Origin of the sequence: Enteroscipio rubneri, from assembly GCF_963929405.1 — a bacterium.
Classification (GTDB): Bacteria; Actinomycetota; Coriobacteriia; order Coriobacteriales; family Eggerthellaceae; genus Enteroscipio; species Enteroscipio rubneri.
The window spans coordinates 488,089-504,726 of the sequence record NZ_CAWVIN010000003.1; the positions used below are offsets into that span (position 1 = coordinate 488,089).

Genomic DNA, 16,638 nt, shown 5'->3' on the forward strand with positions numbered 1-16,638 from the left:
GGCCTAGGCTTCACCCTTTAGCCGTTTCTGGGCCTTCGAATAAAGTCTTCCGAGTAAGGCGGTGTTCCCTTCCTTTTCTGCATGCACTATCCGTACGCACTCTTCTGGCGTAAAGACTTGCACCGGGGTTGACCGTCTTGAAGCTATTTCCAGAATCAGCGCATCCAGTCGCTCATCGTTGTAGTCGGCCTGTTTTGCGAGCTTGAAAATTCGTTTGATGATGCCGGGTGCTGATTTAACAAGAGAGTCTTTGTATGGGGCTATCTTGTCCGCCACATAGGCCCCCGCGCCGCCATTAACTGCACCGTTTAGGTCGATGCACTCGACCTCGACGGCGAGCCTGAGAGCGTCCTTGATTCTGCCCTCGTCTTCTACGAACTCGCTCATCCGCAGCCGCATATTTGCATAAAGGCCGTAGTTTCCAGCCGAGGCAAATCCGATGCTCTCCTTGTTCATATAGCCCCACATCGCATCTCTCCAGAAGGGGCTTTGTCCGGCATTTACAATTCCGCCGACATTCCAGATATCGAGGCCGTCAATAGGCTTGAGATGGATATACGGAATGTATCCCTCGGCGTCGAGAGCTTTCCCTCCGAGCTCCGTAAGCGCAAAGTACTTGTCAGAAAACGTTGCTTCGAGCAGGGACGCATCGGCAGATTCTACTAGCCGTTCAATCAAGGTGTCTTTCTTTCCGGAGGGAGAGAGGCCTGCTTGTCGGCAGCAATCCCTCAAAGCGTCCATTTTCGCATTCCGCATCGCCTCTGGGGCGCCGCCGGTTTTTAGATAGCCCCTCTGCATCAGCGAGGTTAATACGCCCTTGGGGTCTCTTACGCCGTATTTGTATCTCCAGAACCCCTGAAACTCCTGAATGCTGGTTTTGTAGCCTTGTGCATAGTGGAGCATCAAAATCTCGTGCGGGTAAAGTCCAGACGGGCCGGGGTTGAGAGACTTTATCCGCTTTTCTACCGGCTCGGGCTCGTCCGGAGCAACATGCTGATGCTCAATTATTTCGACTTTTGTGCGGATGGTTGGCTTCTTTTTCTTCCCGCCTCCAAATAAGGCTCCAAGCAGACCCATCATGCCCTCCCTGTTGTTGGCTTCACATATTGTATCAATCCGGTAGCTCGCTTTTCTTAGCTGCGAGCATCAGGACCTCTGCTGGAGGCTTGCACCACGCCGCGAGGTCGCAAAGATCGGCCGCGCTATGCGCGACAGGTCTTTGCGATCTGCGCGGGGACGTTGCGCCGAAAGGGCGGGCTGCCTCTGGGTGCCCGCTCTTTTCGTGTACGGCCTCTCTCTATGGCGGGGCGGCGAGCCGCCCCGCCGGGGCCTCTGCCGAGCGTACGGCGCTCGGCAGGATTGCGGCGTGCGCGCCGCAACCGGGGACTGTCGGCTATGCCGACCGCAGCGCAAGCTGCGTCAGTCCCCCTTATGCCCTTTTGCCTTTTTTGCCCCGAAGCGTACAGCGGAGGAGCCTAAGGCAGTTTCGCCTGATAAATGCCGCGAAGCGGCTGCGAAAAAAGAAGCGGGAATCCCGTGTTTGGTTTTCGCCGTTCGCGCAACTTGCGAAAGCGCATCCGAATCCCCTCGTTTACGAGCCGAGGGTCAGCGCTGTTTTTCGCTGGCAAATGCCCTGCGGTGACGACGTTTCGCATGGCCCCTTTAGCGAGCAGCTGAGTGAAAAAAATAGGGTGCGGCGATTTCTCGCCGCACCCATGGGGCACGAATGGCTAGTGAATCTCGGGGGCGGGCAGGACGGACCAGCTCGTGCCGAAGGTTTTCAATCCCCACACGTACAAGCAGAGCTCGCCGTCGTAGAACACCGGCTCGTCGGTGTGTTTCATGAGGAAGCTCGGGTCCTGCACGATGTACCACTGGAAGATTTCCTCCCAAGGCGCCCAGTTTCCGCTCATCAACTCCATCGGGCGATAGGCCATCTCGTTGGCGAGCACCATGCCGCCGCAGGTCTCCGCGAGGTCGGCGTACGTCTTTATCCCGTAGTCGCTCACCGTGCGCCTCCCTCCAGCTCCTCGATTGCCCGCACGACGCAGGCGCGGATGAACCGCAGCTCCCTGACCGTGATGTGCATGGAGAGCATGTCCGCGTCGAGCTCCACGCGCCCGAACTCGTCCACGAAGCGCCACTCCATCACGCTGTCGATGCACCTCAGGGTGCCCTCGAGCCCCTCCCTGTCCTCGAGGGGCTCCTTCCTGCGCATCGCGTTCCTCTCGCGCTCGAGCTGCTTGGCCTTCGCCGCGCTGATGCGCGCCGTGCGCTTGAGAACCTGTATGCGCCACTCCGCCTCTTCCTCGATGCTGAATTTCCTCTTGTCCTCGTCTTTCATGCTCAGCACCTCCCTTCGCGTGACCTCCCCGATGCCGCAGGCATACTCACGGCGCGAGACGTGATCCGCTGCGAAATCGGGGTCAGGCGCGACGGGATGAGGCTCGAAAAGAAAAGGCCGCACCCGTAATCGGGCGCGGCCTCGAGTGGGGGCATGTCCGCTCGGCTATTTCCGAGCACCGCAGTCGCAGTACTGGTAATCGACGTAGGATTCCGTCTCGTACCAGCCTTGGTCCTCCTGATGCGAACCGACCTGCACCTGCTCCGTTTTGGTCCGGTTCACGTAGTTTCCTATATAGCCCTCGGTCTTCATCTTCTCCTTGATGATTGCCGCGAGGTCGCTGCTCGTGAAACCGTTCTCGAACCAGTAGACGGCACCATCGCTGTACCACTGACCGTCCGAGTGCTGCGTGTAGAGCTGCGCTCCGTATACGGTTCGCGTCTCGAAGTCGGGCACCGTCACCATGTTGGATACCCACACCTGCCGCGTGGCGGTGTGGTCCTTCCATGTGTGCGTGTGGGCGGATGCTTGACCGCCGCTTGTGCCCCCGCCGCTCTCTGCGGGGCTTTCCGACTTGCTCGTTGCCGGGGGCTCGGCTGCGGAATCGCTGGGCTCGGTCGACGGGGCAGTGCTCTCGCCCTGGTTCCCGCCCTCGGTCTCGGCTTCGACATCTCCCGCCTCAGGTTCCTCGTCGGGCTCCGGGCTTTCCGTCTTGCCGGGTTCGCTCGAGCCTCCCTCCGCCTCCTGCGCGGGCTGCGGAGTCAGCGCCGTGGTCGAGCACGACATACCCGCGACCGCAAGACAGATCGCGGCGAGCAACGCCGCGACCAGCGCGGCGGCATGCCGCTTGTGGGTCTTGACCCAATCGCTAACTCGGACCACCTAGTCCACCTCGATGCCCTCGGTATCAGGTGTGTCCAGCTCGTAGATTGAGTCCCATCCGTCAACGACGGTGTACAGGCCCGTGTAGCCGCCGAAGAGCGTGTCGTAGACGGTCTGGGTGCCCGTGACCTTGAGCTCGATGGACACCTCCTTCTCTTCGTAGAGCGAGCCGTCCAGAACCGAATCGGGGGCGCTTCCTATGGCCGACCCGGAATAGAAATACCCGCCGTTCAGAGTCCTCGAGTCGAAGCTGAGCGTCTCGGACTGCGTGTTGTTCCCGGTTCCGTCCGTCTCGATGGCGAGCGAGTAGGGGACGGCCTCCGGCTCCTCGTATTCGGCCGCCTCGTTAATCTTCTGCCCTTCGGTCGCATTGGCGATGGCATCCTGATAGAACCCGGCATCCTGCTCGTAGTACTCAAGGGATTCGGCCGTTTCGTCGATGGCGGACTGCTTCGTCGCGTCGAACCGTTCGCGGTTCTTCTGGGCGGCGAGGTCCGCAATCTCATTGTTCGAGAGCCCGTCGAGGTCGCCGAACGTAAGCGCCTCGTAGGACGTGCCCCCGTTCATCGCTATGCTGTCCGTTTCGTAGCGGGTCACGTTGCCGCTTCCGTCGAAGACGAGGACGGCCGAGACGGTCGTGTCCTTCTGTGGGAAGTCATCCGAGCGGCACTGCATCCAGACGCCTTGCTGAGCAAACGCCTGCGATGCTCCCATGGACTCGCTTGGGGCCTCGGAGGCTCCCGCGCCGCCCTCTGCGCCGTTGCATCCCGCAAGCCCGAGGCCCGCCACAGCAACCGCCCCGATGCCGAACAGCTTCAGAACGCCTCTCCTCGTGTATTGTTTCATGACTCGTTCCTCTCTATATATCGACTCCGCTTCCCTTTTCCGACGGAATGCGCCTGCGCATGCTTGTCGAACGATCGTGGAGGCGTCTCCACGCCCGTTCGGGTGGCCGCTGAGTCCGTGGCGGTTTCGCCACGGATCTGAAACGGCCCCTCTGTGTACGTCTCTTATCGCCTTCCCATGGCGTTGCTTATCCAGTCGAGACTGCTGCTCGCGCTGGCGGTGTTAGCGTTAATCTGCTGCGCCTGATTGAGAATTTGACCCTGCATGAAGAGGTTGCCGAGCTGGAGCATGTTGCCTATGCGCTGCTGCTGGAGAATCTGCTGCTGACCCTGTTCCATGCGCCGCTGGTGACGCTCGGTCTCGTAGAGATTGACCATCTCCTGCACGGTGCTCGCGCGGTGGTTGCGTACGGCCGTAAGGAAGAAGTCCACGGCGTCGATGCTGTCGTAGTCCATCGGGTACCATGGCGCGACCTCCGCGGCCCAGCGCTGCTGCGTGGTGAAGATTTCCCGCTTCGTCTGCTCGATGCTTTGCGCGAGGGCTTGGTTGTTCGCCTCGACCTGGGCGTTGTTTCGGTCGATGGCGGCGTTCTTCTGGGCGCGGCTCTTGTCGGCGGACTTCGCGATGACCTTGTAGAGGACCGCGCCGATGACGGCGGAGACGGCAAGGTTGATGACGTTCCACACGGTCACCTGAAGCTCCATGCCGCCCGTCGTGAAGAATGGAATGGTGAACGGGTAGGTGACCGCCTTCAGCGGGGTGCTCGTGATGAGCGCGAACGCGATGAGGAAGCCCGCGATTGCGTAGAGCACGGGGTGGCGCTTCGACTTCTTCTCCGTCTTGGCAGCGAACTGCGTGGTGAGCTGGTTGATGCGGTTCTGGAGGTCGACCACGCGGTGCATCAACTCGTGCGCAGTTGCGACGCGTGGCAGCAAGTCGGCTGTCTGCTCGTTCATTCGTCTAACCTTTCTTCTCATATACGGCCCTGCCCGGCGGCCACCCGGCGCATCCTCGATGCGCATGCGCCGAACTTTAACTATATAGGCATAAAACAGCCTATCGAAGCTATTATAGACAAGAAAAATCGCTCATAGGATTCAAGGTGACTTGATTCCGATGGGCGGTGATTGCATGAAGTACTTCGAGATAGGCCAACGTATCAGGCGGTACCGCAAAGCGTGCGGGTTGTCGCAGGAGGCGCTGGCGGGAAGGGTCGGCATCTCCGTCACGCACATGAGCCACATCGAAACCGGAAACACCAAGCTGAGCCTGCCCGTGCTCGCGAGGATTGCCGAAGAACTCTCGGTGGGAACGGATGCGCTCCTGACCGATGGGCCGAAACCCGACAAGGCCGCGCTCTCGGCGGAGGTGCAAGAGATTCTAGTCTCGTTCGAGGTGGATGAGCTGCCCGTGGCGATTGAGGTGCTCCGAGCACTGAGGGATTCGCTTGCCAAGCGCAGGGGATAGGCTACGTCCTCAAACGATACTCATTACCATACCTATTACCCTGTCTGTTTCGAGCGCTTGATAAAAGAAAACCTCCTAGCTGATTTCCCAGCTAGGAGGGCAAATTCATGGTCGCGGGGGCAGGATTTGAACCTACGACCTCCGGGTTATGAGAAAACTTATCCAGTGGACAGATTGTTTCACGATTTCCTATTTTCGCAGGTCAGAAGCCCGTCAAAAAATCCTGATAGCCATGGCGTTTCAAGATGTTTCAGCATTTTAGCCCAAAATTAGCCCAAATTTGCCCATAACAGTACGTTTGTGTACTGTGACCGAAGACGGGCAAAGGAGTCAGTAAACGCCGCTTGACGCGGCCGGTCTTCGGCGGTGCCTTCTTTCCCATGCGAACCGAAGGAAAGGAGTATACGATGTCGGGAAGAAGCTCATTGTCCGGCATAGGGTCGGTGGAGAAGACGGGCAGGAAGAACACGTGGCGCATCAGGGTCGCGCTCGGCAAGGACCCCGTGACGGGCAAGTACAGGAAGTCTCCCAGCCGCACCGTGCACGGCACCAAGTCGGAGGCGACCAAGGCGCTGATGGAGTACCGCGCCGAGATCATGGACGCCTCGGCGGTGAGGCCGAGCGACATCACCGTCGGGGAATACGCGGCGCGCTTCCACGAGGAGCGCGAGCACGAGTTCAGGAGCCCGCTCGCCTGGAACCGGGAGGCCTACGAGATCAAGCGGATAGCCGAGGCCTTCGGCGCGTACCGCCTGCAGGAGCTCGACACCTTCACCTTGAGGAACGCCTACTCCAGGATGCGCAAGGAGGGCGCGACCGAGAGCAGGCTGCACCGCGTCCACCAGAAGCTCTCCCAGATCATGAACCAGGCGGTCGACGACGGGCTCGTAGCCAAGAACCCCTGCTCCCCCATATCCATCCCCAGGCCGAAGCCCAAGGAGCGGCACAGCCTCACGGTGGGCGAGGCGCAGAGGCTCAACTCCACCATCCTCGGGATGCCCGTGAGCGCCCAGCATTGCGCGGTGCTGCTCGCCCTGCACACGGGCATGAGGCGCGGAGAGGTGCTCGGCCTCACCTGGGAGCACGTCCACTTCGACAAGCGCAAGCTCTACGTCGCCCAGCAGTACGCCTGCGACAAGGTCCCGAGGGACCCGAAGAGCAAGAAGAGCAAGCGCTGGATCTCCCTCGACAGCGAGATCGTCGCGTACCTCGAGGAATGGAAGCAGGTGCAGAGGTCGGAGCTCGAGGCCAGGAAGAGGAGGCTCGAGGGCGAGGACACCGACGCGATAGCGATCCCGCAGACCGAGAAGAGCCCGGTCGTCAGCAACGTCTACGGGGGCTACTACGACCCGAACATCTTCGGGAGGTGGTTCCGCGAGTTCTGCGTGGAGAACGGCTTCGGCGAGCAGGGGCGCGCGATCAGGTACGTGGACTCGCGCGGAATCCCCCGCATCAAGAGGACGGGATACGAGGGGCTGAAGTTCCACGAGCTCCGTCACACCCAGGCGACCTTGCTCATCAGCAACGGGGCCGACATCAAGACCGTGCAGAACAGGCTCGGCCACAGCACCGCGGCGCTCACCATGGACATCTACGCGCACGCCATCGAGCAGAACGACCGCGAGGCGGCCGACGAGATCGGCGAGCTGCTGGGGGGCGAGTGAGCCCGGTTCGATTGCCTGAAATTATCATATTTGATAAGATTAGAAGGAGCCTTGATGTACGAGGTCAACTACTACGAGGACGGCAGGGGCAGGCGCCCCGTCGAGGAGTTCATCGATGACCTGCCCGCGAAGATGAAGGCGAAGGTCTTCGGAAGGCTCGAGCTCCTGGAGGAGCACGGGCCCGCCCTGGGGATGCCGTTCTCCAGGCATCTCGACGACGGGATATTCGAGCTGAGGACCGTACAGGGAAGCGACATAACGAGGGTCCTCTACTTCTTCGTCGCCGGAGGGGAGATAGTGCTCACCCACGGCTTCGTCAAGAAGACGCAGAAGACCCCCGCGAGGGAGATCGAGCGGGCAAAGAGGATGCGCGAGGACTGGTGGTCGAGAAATGAGTGATTTCAGGAAGCACCTGGAAAGGTCCCTTCAGGACGAAGGGTTCGCATGGGAATGGGAGGAGCAATCCGCGGAACGCGACGTGATGTGCCGGATTGTTGAGGCGAGGACGGAGCAGGGGCTCACCCAGCAGGAGCTCGCCGAACGATGCGGGATGAGGCCCTCCAACCTTTGCCGCCTCGAAAACGGCAACGGCAACCCCTCCGTGGCGACACTTGAGAAAATAGCCCGAGGGCTTGGAAAGAAACTCGAGATCAACTTCGTTTGATTTCTTTCAGCCAAATCAGAGTGGATGTCGCGTGCCTAAGCTAGGATTGGTTGCAGATTAAAAGACGATAGACCGATAATTCCTGCAGGTAGGTGGACAATGAATACCGATGCGCTCTATGACAAATTCACTCGAAAGGCCATCGTCGGCCTGGAAAGCTCAAAGAATATTTATACGGCCGATATGTTTTCTGACTGTCTCCTTTTCGACATCGGCGATCCTGGATATTATGAAATGTCCCGTCTCTTGAGCAACTGGAGAGACTCGATTCCCACCCTATTTTCAGAGCTCATGAGGAGCATAGCAGAGTGCTATTCATATGAGACCTCGGACCTGCCTTCCTCGATGTGGCCAAAAACTGGGTTTCTGTTCCGAAAAGCCTCCCGAAGATTAGGCTGCGTTGTCCTCTGGCCCAACCTCAAGTACAGTCCCCTAGACGACAGAAAAGATAACGTCGTATTCTCCGCGCTCCGAATGGTGCAAGAGAACGGTCTAGATGCTTTTCAGTTGGTATGGCTCGCAAATGACGACGAGTCAGAACTAAACGACCACATCGCAAGCTGCAATGAGGCGTTCTCGCACAAAGGCGTAGAGTATATTTCCGCGCTCGACTGGTTTTCTCAAATGTTCGGCAACGATGAAACTAGCAAGCTGAAGGACGTAGCGGCAATGCTGAGGATGAAGGGAAGAAGCGTTCAGCGCATCACGACAGCTCCTCTACCAAGCAAATTGGAGCTCCTTCGCTTCCAGAGCGATATGCGAAGTTCCTACAAAAGCGAAATCATGAAGAAGACCGAAAACAGACTCGTAGAGAAAGGCTTCGACCCGGACGATCTGGAGATCATCAAAAGCAATCTCGTTGCCAACGAGAGATGCGAGGTTTTATTCGGAGGCAAGGACTTCGCCGAAAGTCTCCTTGCCTCCGAATGGAGATTTAGGCTCAACTTCCTTTCCGAAAACATCGAGCAAACTGGCACCGTGGCGGGGTACATCAAGTCAGTAGAACAGCTAATGTTTGGCTTGCTGACCCTATGGGCAGACAAAGGCCTGGAAGCCGCATTTGGGGCCGGCTCAAAGCGCGAGCCGCTTACTTCTGCCTTTATCGAAAAGAAAAAGAGAGATGCAAGCCTAGGAGCTTTACAGCACCTTTTTGCTAGCTGGAAATACTCGTATTTCAATGAGCAAATTTACGACCCTCGATTGAAGCGCAATAAAGTACGTGAGCTTCTCTGGAATTGCTTAGATGATTTTCTTGACAATACGAGAAATGGCAAGTTCCATAAAAGCAACTTCAAAGACCTTGGCGCGGTAGCGGCGATACGCGACTGTGTCTTCGACATAGCCTATATTCTTTTAGGAAGTATATGCCTCGATGAAATGCAGCTGGATACTTTGAATTCTTGGAAGCCCGTGGACAATCTCGAGTTCCACTATTATGAGGCGATGCGCTCGAGTTTGAACCAGCAGTTAGACGACAATGGGTGCGGACCAATCAAAAAAGCCCATTTCTTTGCAGATGGCAGGCAGAGCGAGAGGGGCTTTTGGATTATAGCGTTGGGCTACTCCATAGGTGAAGCTGTCCTGGTTGCGCAGCATTACTGCAAACTGCCAGAGGGGCTTTCCTTCGATGAGCAGCTTGCCCTTGTCGATAAAATGATCAAACGCTACATTCAATCCGACTGCGCTAATAGCGATATCCCATCGCTTATCGACGCGTACCAACTCTATGAATCGTACGGCAATCGATGTGTCTCTCTATAGGGTACCCGAGAGGATTCGTTGCTCGGGCACTTTCAAATGCAATTCTCCCTCACATGTGCCCGAATCACTTATCCAGACTCGTCATTCAACAGCTCCGTAACTATCTAGAGCCGTTTGATACGCCTCTTTGAATTCAACCCTTAATCCCGCCGGCTTCACGATCAGCGCATCCGCTCCAAACTCAAAAAAATAATTCCTAATCTGCATCTCCGTGCAGTCGAACTCTAGCGTCGACCCCGACTCATCATCCAAGCGCCTTACTGGCTGAGGCCGACCATGGAGAATCTGATCGAACCTCTTTGCGCCCTTCCGACTTAGCCTTATGACAGATGCCTCCTCGTCTCCGACCAAATACTGCGTGCCTCTCTTGCGGAGCGCAGCTTTCAGCTCCCCGAGTTCCGCTTTGGTCACCTTTCCCGAAGCGTAGTACGATGCCGTACGAATGCGGATGTTTTCAATCCTGCTTATCCGGAAGCTCATCGGTTTATAGGATGACTTGCTGCCCGATATCCTGCCGACTCCCACGAGGTAATGGTAGTTCCAGCCAGCATCTGGCATGACCGCATAGGGCTTGACATCAAACTTTCTCCCGTTGCGAACGAGGGTCACCAGATGACGGTCCTTGATCGGCTCGTCGATGACCACAGCCAGCTCTTCGAGCAGGTCCCCAAAGACGATCCCCTCCCTTTCGTAGCAAGTCTTCGAGGCGTAATCTTCCATCAGCGCCTTGAGATACGCGCTTCTCGACCCCCCATAGTGCTCCTCCTCCTCCCAGCGTTCGCCGTCCGTCGGGTATAGCTGCGCGTATACCGAGTCGCGTATCCGAACGAGGCTCGATTCTCCTTTCTCCAGACTGTTTAGCCAATCATGGAGCTTGGAAGAATAGCTAGAAACGAGAGAGCGTATCACCCCTGCCTCATCGTCAGTCAGGTCGACCTTCTTCGATTCGAAGAACTCGAGCGTCTTGTCGAGCGGATATGCTTTCCTGTATCTCGAAAGCTGGACCTCCCTCTCCAAACTCTCCCCGTAGCTCCTCGAGGCGGCCTCTATCGACGCCCTCGATTCGGACGCGAACGATTCGAATATCCGACTGACAAACCCTCCCATCGACTCCTTGGCTCCGAAGGACGACATATCCGCCTCGATTGTCGAACGTGCGTGGCTGCTGAGATTCAAGCGAAGTCGCTGCCCTGTCTTATCCATACTCAGATTTCCTATTCATGTATATGTAACGAAATATAGTTATTTTTAATGATATATATCTAATACCGTAACTTCATCGTACAACAATTATCTCATATTGTTCCTATACTCCCCCCAAGCCTAAAATTTTCTCAGACGGTAAAACCTGATCTGGGGAGGTCAATCATGGCAGAGATCATCAACACGAACATGGCGGAAAACCTTGGCACCACGCTTGCCGGAACGGTGGGGGCGTTCAAGTCCGGCGTGGAGAGCAACGGGGCGGTTTCGCTCGAGCGCATCAAGACCTGCGAGAACAACGCGGTCACCTATCGCTCGATGCTCGAAAGCGACAGCTATACCTTCGAGCAGAAGCGGGAGATCAGAGGCTGGCTCGAAGAAGAGTGCGGGAAGCAGGAGGCTATCGATGAGAAACGCCACGAGCGGGACCAGGAGACCCTCGGCGTTCTCGCCACGCTGGGAGTGGTCGCTACGGTAACAATCGTCTCCATCGTCGACCCTCTTGCCGCGAAGAAGGTCTCGAAGCGGGCAATCGAGTTCATCCCGAAGGTCCTCAAGGGATTCAAGGAACTCAAGGCGGCATAGATCCTTCCGATTCGCGAAAAACGCAAGCCCTCTTATGCGCGGAAACGCCGCGCACCCCGTCCACCCCACGAAAGGAGGCCCACATGGGCAAACCGACAGTCCACTTCCCCAAGCCGGGAACGAGAGTCGCCTACCGCGAGGCGATGGAGGCCTACGACAGGCTCGAGGAGCGCATCCTGAAACTCGTGTTCGAACCGAGCTTCGCGCAGAGCGCCGGCGCGTACGACCTCCTGCAGACGATCGAGGGGGTCGCCGAGAAGTACGGCCTCTCCGGCACCGAGAAGATGGCGAGGGCGCGCGGCTCGCTGCGGAGTGTTGATGTGCAATAAGGATTGGTCCGAGTGAGCGCCGGTTCCTGAGCGACGCGTGCACCAAAAAATGAGCAGTTTCAGCATGAGGGCCGCGCCCCCTGGGACCAGGGGCGCGGCCTTCGCCGTATGGTTGTTCCGGGCGTGTGCTTTGGCGAGACCGCCCGGAAGGGATGGAGGAGATGACCGTGCCCCTGGATGTAAGGAATGATATACGCTCGATGGACGCGGGAGGGGTGCCGAGGGCGGAGATCGCGCGCAGGCTCCGCCTCAGCCGCAACACCGTCGCCCGCTACGCCGACATGGCCGACATGTCGCCGGAGCCGCCCGTGCCCGCCGACAGGCCGCACCCCGCGATAGACCCGCACATCGGCTGGATCGACGATCTGCTCGAGGCCGACCTCGGTGCACCGCGCAAGCAACGCCACACCGCGAAGAGGATCTACGACCGCCTCGTGAAGGAGAGGGGCTACGGAGGATCCTACTCGTCCGTGCAACGCCACGTGCGCAGATGGAGGCTCGAGCGCGCGACCGGAGTGAGGGGCGGCTTCCTCGAGCTCGAGTGGGCGCCGGGCACCGCCCAGGCCGACTACGGCAACTTCGAAGCGGTGGTCTCCGGGGAGAGGCTGCGCTTGAAGCTGCTGGCGCTCACCCTGCCCCACTCGAACGCGCGCTACGCCGTCGCCGGCATGTCGCAGCGCTCCGAATGCATGTGCGCGGGCCTGGCCGACATCTTCGGGTGGATCGGGCGCTCGCCGCGCGAGCTCGTGCTCGACAACGCCACCGAGGCCGGCCGGCGCGTCCGCGGGGAGGTCACCGAGTCGCACCTCTTCTCGCTGTTCCGCGCCCACTACCGCATGGGAAGCCGCTATTGCAATCCCAACTCCGGCAACGAGAAGGGCTCCGTGGAGAACGCCGTGGGGTTCCTGAGGAGGAACCTCCTCGTGCCGGTGCCCCGCGTCGGCTCCCTCGACGAGCTGAACGCGCTGCTGCGCGACGGGTGCGACCGCCTGAACGCCGCCTCGCGGGCGCGTGACGGCCGGCCCGTGCCGGAGGCGCTCGCCGAGGACCTCGCCGCGATGCTCGCCCTGCCCTCGGCCCCCTTCGACGCCGTGCGTTGGACGAGGTGCCGCTCGGACAAGCGCGGCATGGTGACGGTCGACGGGCGCGGCTACATGGCGGGCCCGGCATGGCACTCCCGCGAGCTGCTCGTCGGCGTCCGGGCGGACACGGTCGAGATCCTGGCGGACCGCGGCCGCAGGGTCGCCGTGCTCCCCAGGGCGTTCGGCGACGGCCCCGCCGTGCGCAACCCGCTCTCGCTCGTGCCGGCGCTGATAGCGCGGCCGCGCGCGTTCGGCGAATCCGTGATAAGGCGCGACATGCCCGAGGCGCTCGTCCGGGCCATAGACTCCCTCGACGCCGCGGGCCGCCGCCGCGTCCTCAGGTCGATCAGCCGGGCCGCCGCCCCGTCCGGCTTCGAGGCCGCCTGCGCCGCCGCGCAAAGGGTGATCGAGGGCGGGCGCGTTCCGGACGACGCGACGGTGGACGTGCTGGCGCGCAGGATCGCGGCCGGCCGCCCGGCCGCGAAGGGCGGCGCCGACCTCGCGGTCTACGACGGCTTCCTGAGGGAAGGCGGGGCCCGTGCCTGCTAGCAGCGAGATCGCGCGCAGGGTCATGGAGGCGGGCAGGAGATGCTCGCTCACGACCTCTGTGCTCGGCGAATGGGCGACGGCGGGCAGCCCGAAGCAGGTCGAGTACCTCGCCTCGTACCTCGAGGCCGAGGCGGCGAGCAGGGACGCCTCCAAGCGCGCGTCGCTGCTCAGGCGCTGCGGGCTGCCGGCGCCGAAGACCTTCGACGGCTACGACTGGTCGTCGGTGTCGTGGCCGGAGGGGCTCGGCAAGGAGGACCTGCTGTCGCTGGCCTTCCTCGACCGCCGCGAGGACCTGGTGCTGATGGGCGACGTGGGCACGGGCAAGACGCACATGGCGAGCGCGCTCTGCCAGCTCGCGTGCGACAGCCGGCTCGAGGCCAGGTTCTTCACGGCGTCCTCGCTCGTGATGCGGCTGCGCCGCGCCCGCGAGGAGGGCAGGCTCGACCGCGAGATGTCGCAGATCGCGCGCGCCCGCCTGCTCGTGATCGACGAGCTGGGGTTCCTGCCGCTCGACGCCGACGGCGCGCGCCTCGTCTTCCAGGTGTTCGCCGACGCCTACGAGAGGCAGAGCGTCGTCATCACGACCAACCTCGAGTTCTCCCGCTGGGGAGGGGTCTTCGGGGACGACCAGATGGCCGCCGCCGTCATCGACCGCGTCGTGCACCACGGCCGGCTCGTCCAATTCCGCGGCGAGTCGTACCGCGTGAGGCACGCGCTCATGCAGGACGGGTAGGTGCTCAAAAGCTTCTGCTCGAATCACTTGCGTACGCTGCTCAATTTCCGATGCACATTCTGCTCAAAACCACTTGACTAAACACAGCGGAGCTTCGTCTGCGAGAAGACCTCGCTCGCCAACGGGGCCAACGGGGAGCGGTTCCCCCTCATGGACAACCCCGAGGAGCTCGACAAGTTCGACAGGACGCACCGCTTCGAGGCGGGCGTAGACGCCGAGGCGCTGGTCGGGAACCTGGAGTCGGCGATCTCCCTCATCGGCAGGGAGGCGGATCGGTTCGACGAATACGCCGACGTCTACTCGGCCAATCCCGTCACGGCCCATCGAGTCGCCAGAGAGAGCAGGCGGCGCGAAGGCGACAAGGCGGACAGATGGTTCGCAAGGGCCATGGTCGCCGCGATGTGCTGCCTGACGGCCGTCTGCGCCCTCCACTCGGCCCGGGAGATCGCCATGATCGCCCGCCTCCTCGGATAGGGAGACGCCCATCCGAACACCCCGCCAAAAAGGAACCGCCATGAAGAGAAGAACGAAACTTACTCCGTCCGTCGCCGCAGTCTGCGTCCTGTGCGCGACGCTCGCGTGCGCGACGGGCTGCGCCGGACAGCAGGAGGGGCAGGCTCCCGCTGCCGAGCAAAGCGCCCCACAACAGATCGCTATCAACCAGTCTCCCGACAAGTACACCTGGTACGTGAAGAGCTATACCGGCTCCAACCTCGCCAACGTCGGCTACGTATCCCTCGGCGGGGACCTTCGGGACGCGTACGGCGCCTCGAACGTCAAGCTGGTCCCCGTGTGCGTCGACGGCTCCTACGTGGATGTCTCCAGCGAGGAGGCGCTCGAGGACTACGTCGTCATCGGTCAGAACTTGGAGCCCAACACGGAGATCAGGCTCGCGTTCGAGCTCGACGAGAACGGGGAGGAGTACGACAACCTCGTGAGCTCCTCGAGCATCGACTCCATAGTGCTGCTCGTCAAGAGAATCGGAGGATCCGACACGGCATCCTTCGACATCCCGCTGACCGAGATAAGCCCATGCCCCGGACCCGAGGTCCGCTACGTGCAGGACTACGTGGGGCGCAACCTCGCCGCCGCCGGCTACGTCTCCCTTGGCGGAGACCTGCGCGACGCGTACGGCAAGGGCGACGTCGAGCTCGTCCCCGTCGCCGACGACGGCTCGTTCATCGACACGGGCGACATCGAGGTCATGAAGCAGTACCGCGTCGTCTCCCAGAACGTCGAGCCCAACACGGAGATCTCGTTCTCCTTCGACCCGGAGTACGGCAACCTCGTCGAATCCCAGAGCCTCCAGGAGATCGAGCTCAGGGTGACGCGGATAGACCAGTAGGACCCGACCCCGTCGGCCTTCCGCCCGTTCCATCCGCCCTTCGACCGATCCGGCCCGCCGCGGTCCTCGAGGCCCAAAGATCGCCCCGAACCCCGCGCGCGTCAACGGCGCGAAAAACCTTCCGCGCGAAAGACCCGTCGACCAAACGCTCGGAAGCTCAGGGCCCTCGCGGGTTTTCGCTTCCCTCCGCTGACGCCCCCGGGAACCGGGGCGCTCCCCAGGCCACGAGGCCAGCCAAAGGGGCGGGCCGAAAGCCGAAAGGGGTCGTCATGGGAAACCGAGCCGTCATCACCACCGCCGAGAGGAAGATCGGGCTGTACCTGCACTGGAACGGAGGGCGCGACACCGTCGAGCCGCTGCTTCGGTACTGCGAGCTCAAGGGCTACCGCGCGCCGAGCAACGACGACTACGGGTGGGCGAGGCTCTGCCAGGTCGTCGGCAACTTCTTCGGAGGCACGCTGAGCGTGGGCATCATGCCCTACTCCGACGACGGGCGCATGGATCCCGGGGACAACGGGATCTACGTCATCGAAGGATGGAGGATCGCCGACCGGATCCTCCCTTACGAAGGATTCGTCGAGCAGAGCTCCCACGACTTCGACGGCATGCTCCGGGCCTTCGACGAGGCGATGCCCGAAGGCGAGCGGCTCGGAGACCTCCTCGACGCCGAAGAGGTTCCCGCCTCGGAGCTCGAAATCGGAGACGAGGTCTGGGTGAGCGACTTCGACGGACGCTGGGAGCACTACCCCGTGGTTGCCCGCTCCGAAAAAGGCACGCCGCTCGTCGCCCGATACGATCACGACGGCGACTGGAATTGGAACCCGAACAACAGGATCGAATCCGAAACCGCCCTCATCGTCCCGAGGGGGTAGGCGTAAACGCGAAGGGAGCCGCCCCCTCCGGCGGCTCCCTTCCCATCGTTATCCCTATCGCGATCGCGCCGGGGCTGCGCGCCCCGGTCCCGCGGCAGGAGGCAAGCCCCCCTGCACCCATCCGCCGTTTCGGGATTAGACGGGTCCCGAAACGGTTGCAACGAATGCGATACCTCACAACAGCAATCGGATCGGTTGTGGATTTCAGTTGCCACAAGACGCGTTGCTTAGATAAATGAGCTTCGCTCATCATTGAAGCACCTTGCGAACCAGACAATAGGCACTCTTTCCTGCCATGTCTTTTTCAAATCG

The 16,638-nt window shown here is 60.7% G+C and carries 19 protein-coding genes; 12 read left to right on the forward strand and 7 right to left on the reverse strand.

Going from position 1 to position 16,638, the window contains the following annotated elements; genetic code table 11:
- Positions 1–3: 3 nt before the first annotated feature.
- The 6 genes from ABGT83_RS09175 to ABGT83_RS09200 form a co-directional block, all read right to left on the reverse strand.
- The gene (locus tag ABGT83_RS09175; protein WP_346687164.1) at positions 4–1,080 is read right to left on the reverse strand and encodes an SAP domain-containing protein; all 1,077 of its coding nucleotides are present in this window, start codon (positions 1,078–1,080) and stop codon (positions 4–6) included.
- A 650-nt stretch (positions 1,081–1,730) separates the two neighbouring features.
- On the reverse strand, positions 1,731–2,009 hold the full coding sequence (locus ABGT83_RS09180; RefSeq protein WP_278852473.1) for a hypothetical protein: 279 nt from the start codon (positions 2,007–2,009) through the stop codon (positions 1,731–1,733).
- The gene (locus ABGT83_RS09185; protein ID WP_278852475.1) at positions 2,006–2,344 is read right to left on the reverse strand and encodes a cAMP-binding protein; all 339 of its coding nucleotides are present in this window, start codon (positions 2,342–2,344) and stop codon (positions 2,006–2,008) included. Before ABGT83_RS09185 ends, ABGT83_RS09180 begins: the two co-directional genes overlap by 4 nt.
- A 165-nt stretch (positions 2,345–2,509) precedes the next feature.
- Positions 2,510–3,226, reverse strand: a complete 717-nt coding sequence (locus ABGT83_RS09190; protein WP_346687167.1) for a hypothetical protein — start codon at positions 3,224–3,226, stop codon at positions 2,510–2,512.
- Complete coding sequence (locus ABGT83_RS09195) at positions 3,227–4,072, reverse strand: hypothetical protein (RefSeq protein ID WP_346687169.1); 846 nt, start codon at positions 4,070–4,072, stop codon at positions 3,227–3,229.
- A gap of 164 nt (positions 4,073–4,236) precedes the next feature.
- The gene (locus tag ABGT83_RS09200) at positions 4,237–5,028 is read right to left on the reverse strand and encodes a hypothetical protein (protein ID WP_278852481.1); all 792 of its coding nucleotides are present in this window, start codon (positions 5,026–5,028) and stop codon (positions 4,237–4,239) included.
- Positions 5,029–5,188: 160 nt separating this feature from the next.
- Here ABGT83_RS09200 and ABGT83_RS09205 point away from each other — a divergent pair, with 160 nt between their 5' ends.
- From ABGT83_RS09205 to ABGT83_RS09225, 5 genes are all read left to right on the forward strand, one after another.
- Positions 5,189–5,539 (forward strand): helix-turn-helix domain-containing protein, encoded by a 351-nt coding sequence (locus ABGT83_RS09205; RefSeq protein ID WP_290996626.1) that lies wholly within the window; start codon positions 5,189–5,191, stop codon positions 5,537–5,539.
- Between the two features lie 407 nt (positions 5,540–5,946).
- Positions 5,947–7,203, forward strand: coding sequence for a tyrosine-type recombinase/integrase (locus tag ABGT83_RS09210; RefSeq protein ID WP_346687172.1), 1,257 nt, complete (start codon positions 5,947–5,949; stop codon positions 7,201–7,203).
- 54 nt (positions 7,204–7,257) lie between these two features.
- Entirely contained in the window at positions 7,258–7,602 is a 345-nt protein-coding gene (locus ABGT83_RS09215) for a type II toxin-antitoxin system RelE/ParE family toxin (RefSeq protein ID WP_346687174.1), read from the forward strand.
- Positions 7,595–7,867, forward strand: a complete 273-nt coding sequence (locus ABGT83_RS09220) for a helix-turn-helix domain-containing protein (protein WP_346687175.1) — start codon at positions 7,595–7,597, stop codon at positions 7,865–7,867. The genes ABGT83_RS09215 and ABGT83_RS09220 overlap by 8 nt, the downstream gene beginning before the upstream one ends.
- A 99-nt stretch (positions 7,868–7,966) precedes the next feature.
- Entirely contained in the window at positions 7,967–9,628 is a 1,662-nt protein-coding gene (locus ABGT83_RS09225; RefSeq protein WP_346687177.1) for a hypothetical protein, read from the forward strand.
- A gap of 81 nt (positions 9,629–9,709) precedes the next feature.
- Here the strand turns inward: ABGT83_RS09225 and ABGT83_RS09230 are convergent, their stop codons facing one another.
- A complete protein-coding gene (locus ABGT83_RS09230; RefSeq protein WP_346687179.1) occupies positions 9,710–10,831 on the reverse strand; it encodes a WYL domain-containing protein in 1,122 nt (373 codons plus the stop codon).
- A gap of 165 nt (positions 10,832–10,996) precedes the next feature.
- Here ABGT83_RS09230 and ABGT83_RS09235 point away from each other — a divergent pair, with 165 nt between their 5' ends.
- The 7 genes from ABGT83_RS09235 (at position 10,997) to ABGT83_RS09265 (ending at position 16,326) form a co-directional block, all read left to right on the forward strand.
- The gene (locus ABGT83_RS09235; protein ID WP_346687181.1) at positions 10,997–11,416 is read left to right on the forward strand and encodes a hypothetical protein; all 420 of its coding nucleotides are present in this window, start codon (positions 10,997–10,999) and stop codon (positions 11,414–11,416) included.
- 83 nt (positions 11,417–11,499) lie between these two features.
- On the forward strand, positions 11,500–11,745 hold the full coding sequence (locus ABGT83_RS09240) for a hypothetical protein (protein ID WP_346687183.1): 246 nt from the start codon (positions 11,500–11,502) through the stop codon (positions 11,743–11,745).
- 161 nt (positions 11,746–11,906) lie between these two features.
- Positions 11,907–13,376, forward strand: coding sequence for an IS21 family transposase (gene istA / locus ABGT83_RS09245; RefSeq protein WP_346687185.1), 1,470 nt, complete (start codon positions 11,907–11,909; stop codon positions 13,374–13,376).
- Positions 13,366–14,109, forward strand: a complete 744-nt coding sequence (gene istB, locus ABGT83_RS09250; RefSeq protein ID WP_346687187.1) for an IS21-like element helper ATPase IstB — start codon at positions 13,366–13,368, stop codon at positions 14,107–14,109. Before istA ends, istB begins: the two co-directional genes overlap by 11 nt.
- A gap of 150 nt (positions 14,110–14,259) precedes the next feature.
- Positions 14,260–14,583, forward strand: coding sequence for a hypothetical protein (locus ABGT83_RS09255; RefSeq protein WP_346687189.1), 324 nt, complete (start codon positions 14,260–14,262; stop codon positions 14,581–14,583).
- A gap of 40 nt (positions 14,584–14,623) precedes the next feature.
- Positions 14,624–15,454 (forward strand): hypothetical protein, encoded by an 831-nt coding sequence (locus ABGT83_RS09260; RefSeq protein ID WP_346687190.1) that lies wholly within the window; start codon positions 14,624–14,626, stop codon positions 15,452–15,454.
- A gap of 269 nt (positions 15,455–15,723) precedes the next feature.
- Positions 15,724–16,326 (forward strand): hypothetical protein, encoded by a 603-nt coding sequence (locus ABGT83_RS09265; RefSeq protein WP_346687192.1) that lies wholly within the window; start codon positions 15,724–15,726, stop codon positions 16,324–16,326.
- Positions 16,327–16,638: the final 312 nt, after the last annotated feature.

Bases quoted from the DNA above. Each gene is read 5' to 3' on its own strand.
- ABGT83_RS09175 (WP_346687164.1), bottom strand. From the start codon at position 1,080: ATGATGGGTCTGCTTGGAGCCTTATTTGGAGGCGGGAAGAAAAAGAAG.
- ABGT83_RS09210 (WP_346687172.1), top strand. From the start codon at position 5,947: ATGTCGGGAAGAAGCTCATTGTCCGGCATAGGGTCGGTGGAGAAGACG.
- ABGT83_RS09195 (WP_346687169.1), bottom strand. From the start codon at position 4,072: ATGAAACAATACACGAGGAGAGGCGTTCTGAAGCTGTTCGGCATCGGG.
- ABGT83_RS09215 (WP_346687174.1), top strand. From the start codon at position 7,258: ATGTACGAGGTCAACTACTACGAGGACGGCAGGGGCAGGCGCCCCGTC.
- ABGT83_RS09255 (WP_346687189.1), top strand. From the start codon at position 14,260: ATGGACAACCCCGAGGAGCTCGACAAGTTCGACAGGACGCACCGCTTC.
- ABGT83_RS09230 (WP_346687179.1), bottom strand. From the start codon at position 10,831: ATGGATAAGACAGGGCAGCGACTTCGCTTGAATCTCAGCAGCCACGCA.
- istA (WP_346687185.1), top strand. From the start codon at position 11,907: ATGACCGTGCCCCTGGATGTAAGGAATGATATACGCTCGATGGACGCG.
- ABGT83_RS09220 (WP_346687175.1), top strand. From the start codon at position 7,595: ATGAGTGATTTCAGGAAGCACCTGGAAAGGTCCCTTCAGGACGAAGGG.
- ABGT83_RS09200 (WP_278852481.1), bottom strand. From the start codon at position 5,028: ATGAACGAGCAGACAGCCGACTTGCTGCCACGCGTCGCAACTGCGCAC.
- ABGT83_RS09240 (WP_346687183.1), top strand. From the start codon at position 11,500: ATGGGCAAACCGACAGTCCACTTCCCCAAGCCGGGAACGAGAGTCGCC.
- ABGT83_RS09225 (WP_346687177.1), top strand. From the start codon at position 7,967: ATGAATACCGATGCGCTCTATGACAAATTCACTCGAAAGGCCATCGTC.
- ABGT83_RS09235 (WP_346687181.1), top strand. From the start codon at position 10,997: ATGGCAGAGATCATCAACACGAACATGGCGGAAAACCTTGGCACCACG.
- ABGT83_RS09205 (WP_290996626.1), top strand. From the start codon at position 5,189: ATGGGCGGTGATTGCATGAAGTACTTCGAGATAGGCCAACGTATCAGG.
- ABGT83_RS09260 (WP_346687190.1), top strand. From the start codon at position 14,624: ATGAAGAGAAGAACGAAACTTACTCCGTCCGTCGCCGCAGTCTGCGTC.
- ABGT83_RS09265 (WP_346687192.1), top strand. From the start codon at position 15,724: ATGGGAAACCGAGCCGTCATCACCACCGCCGAGAGGAAGATCGGGCTG.
- ABGT83_RS09185 (WP_278852475.1), bottom strand. From the start codon at position 2,344: ATGAAAGACGAGGACAAGAGGAAATTCAGCATCGAGGAAGAGGCGGAG.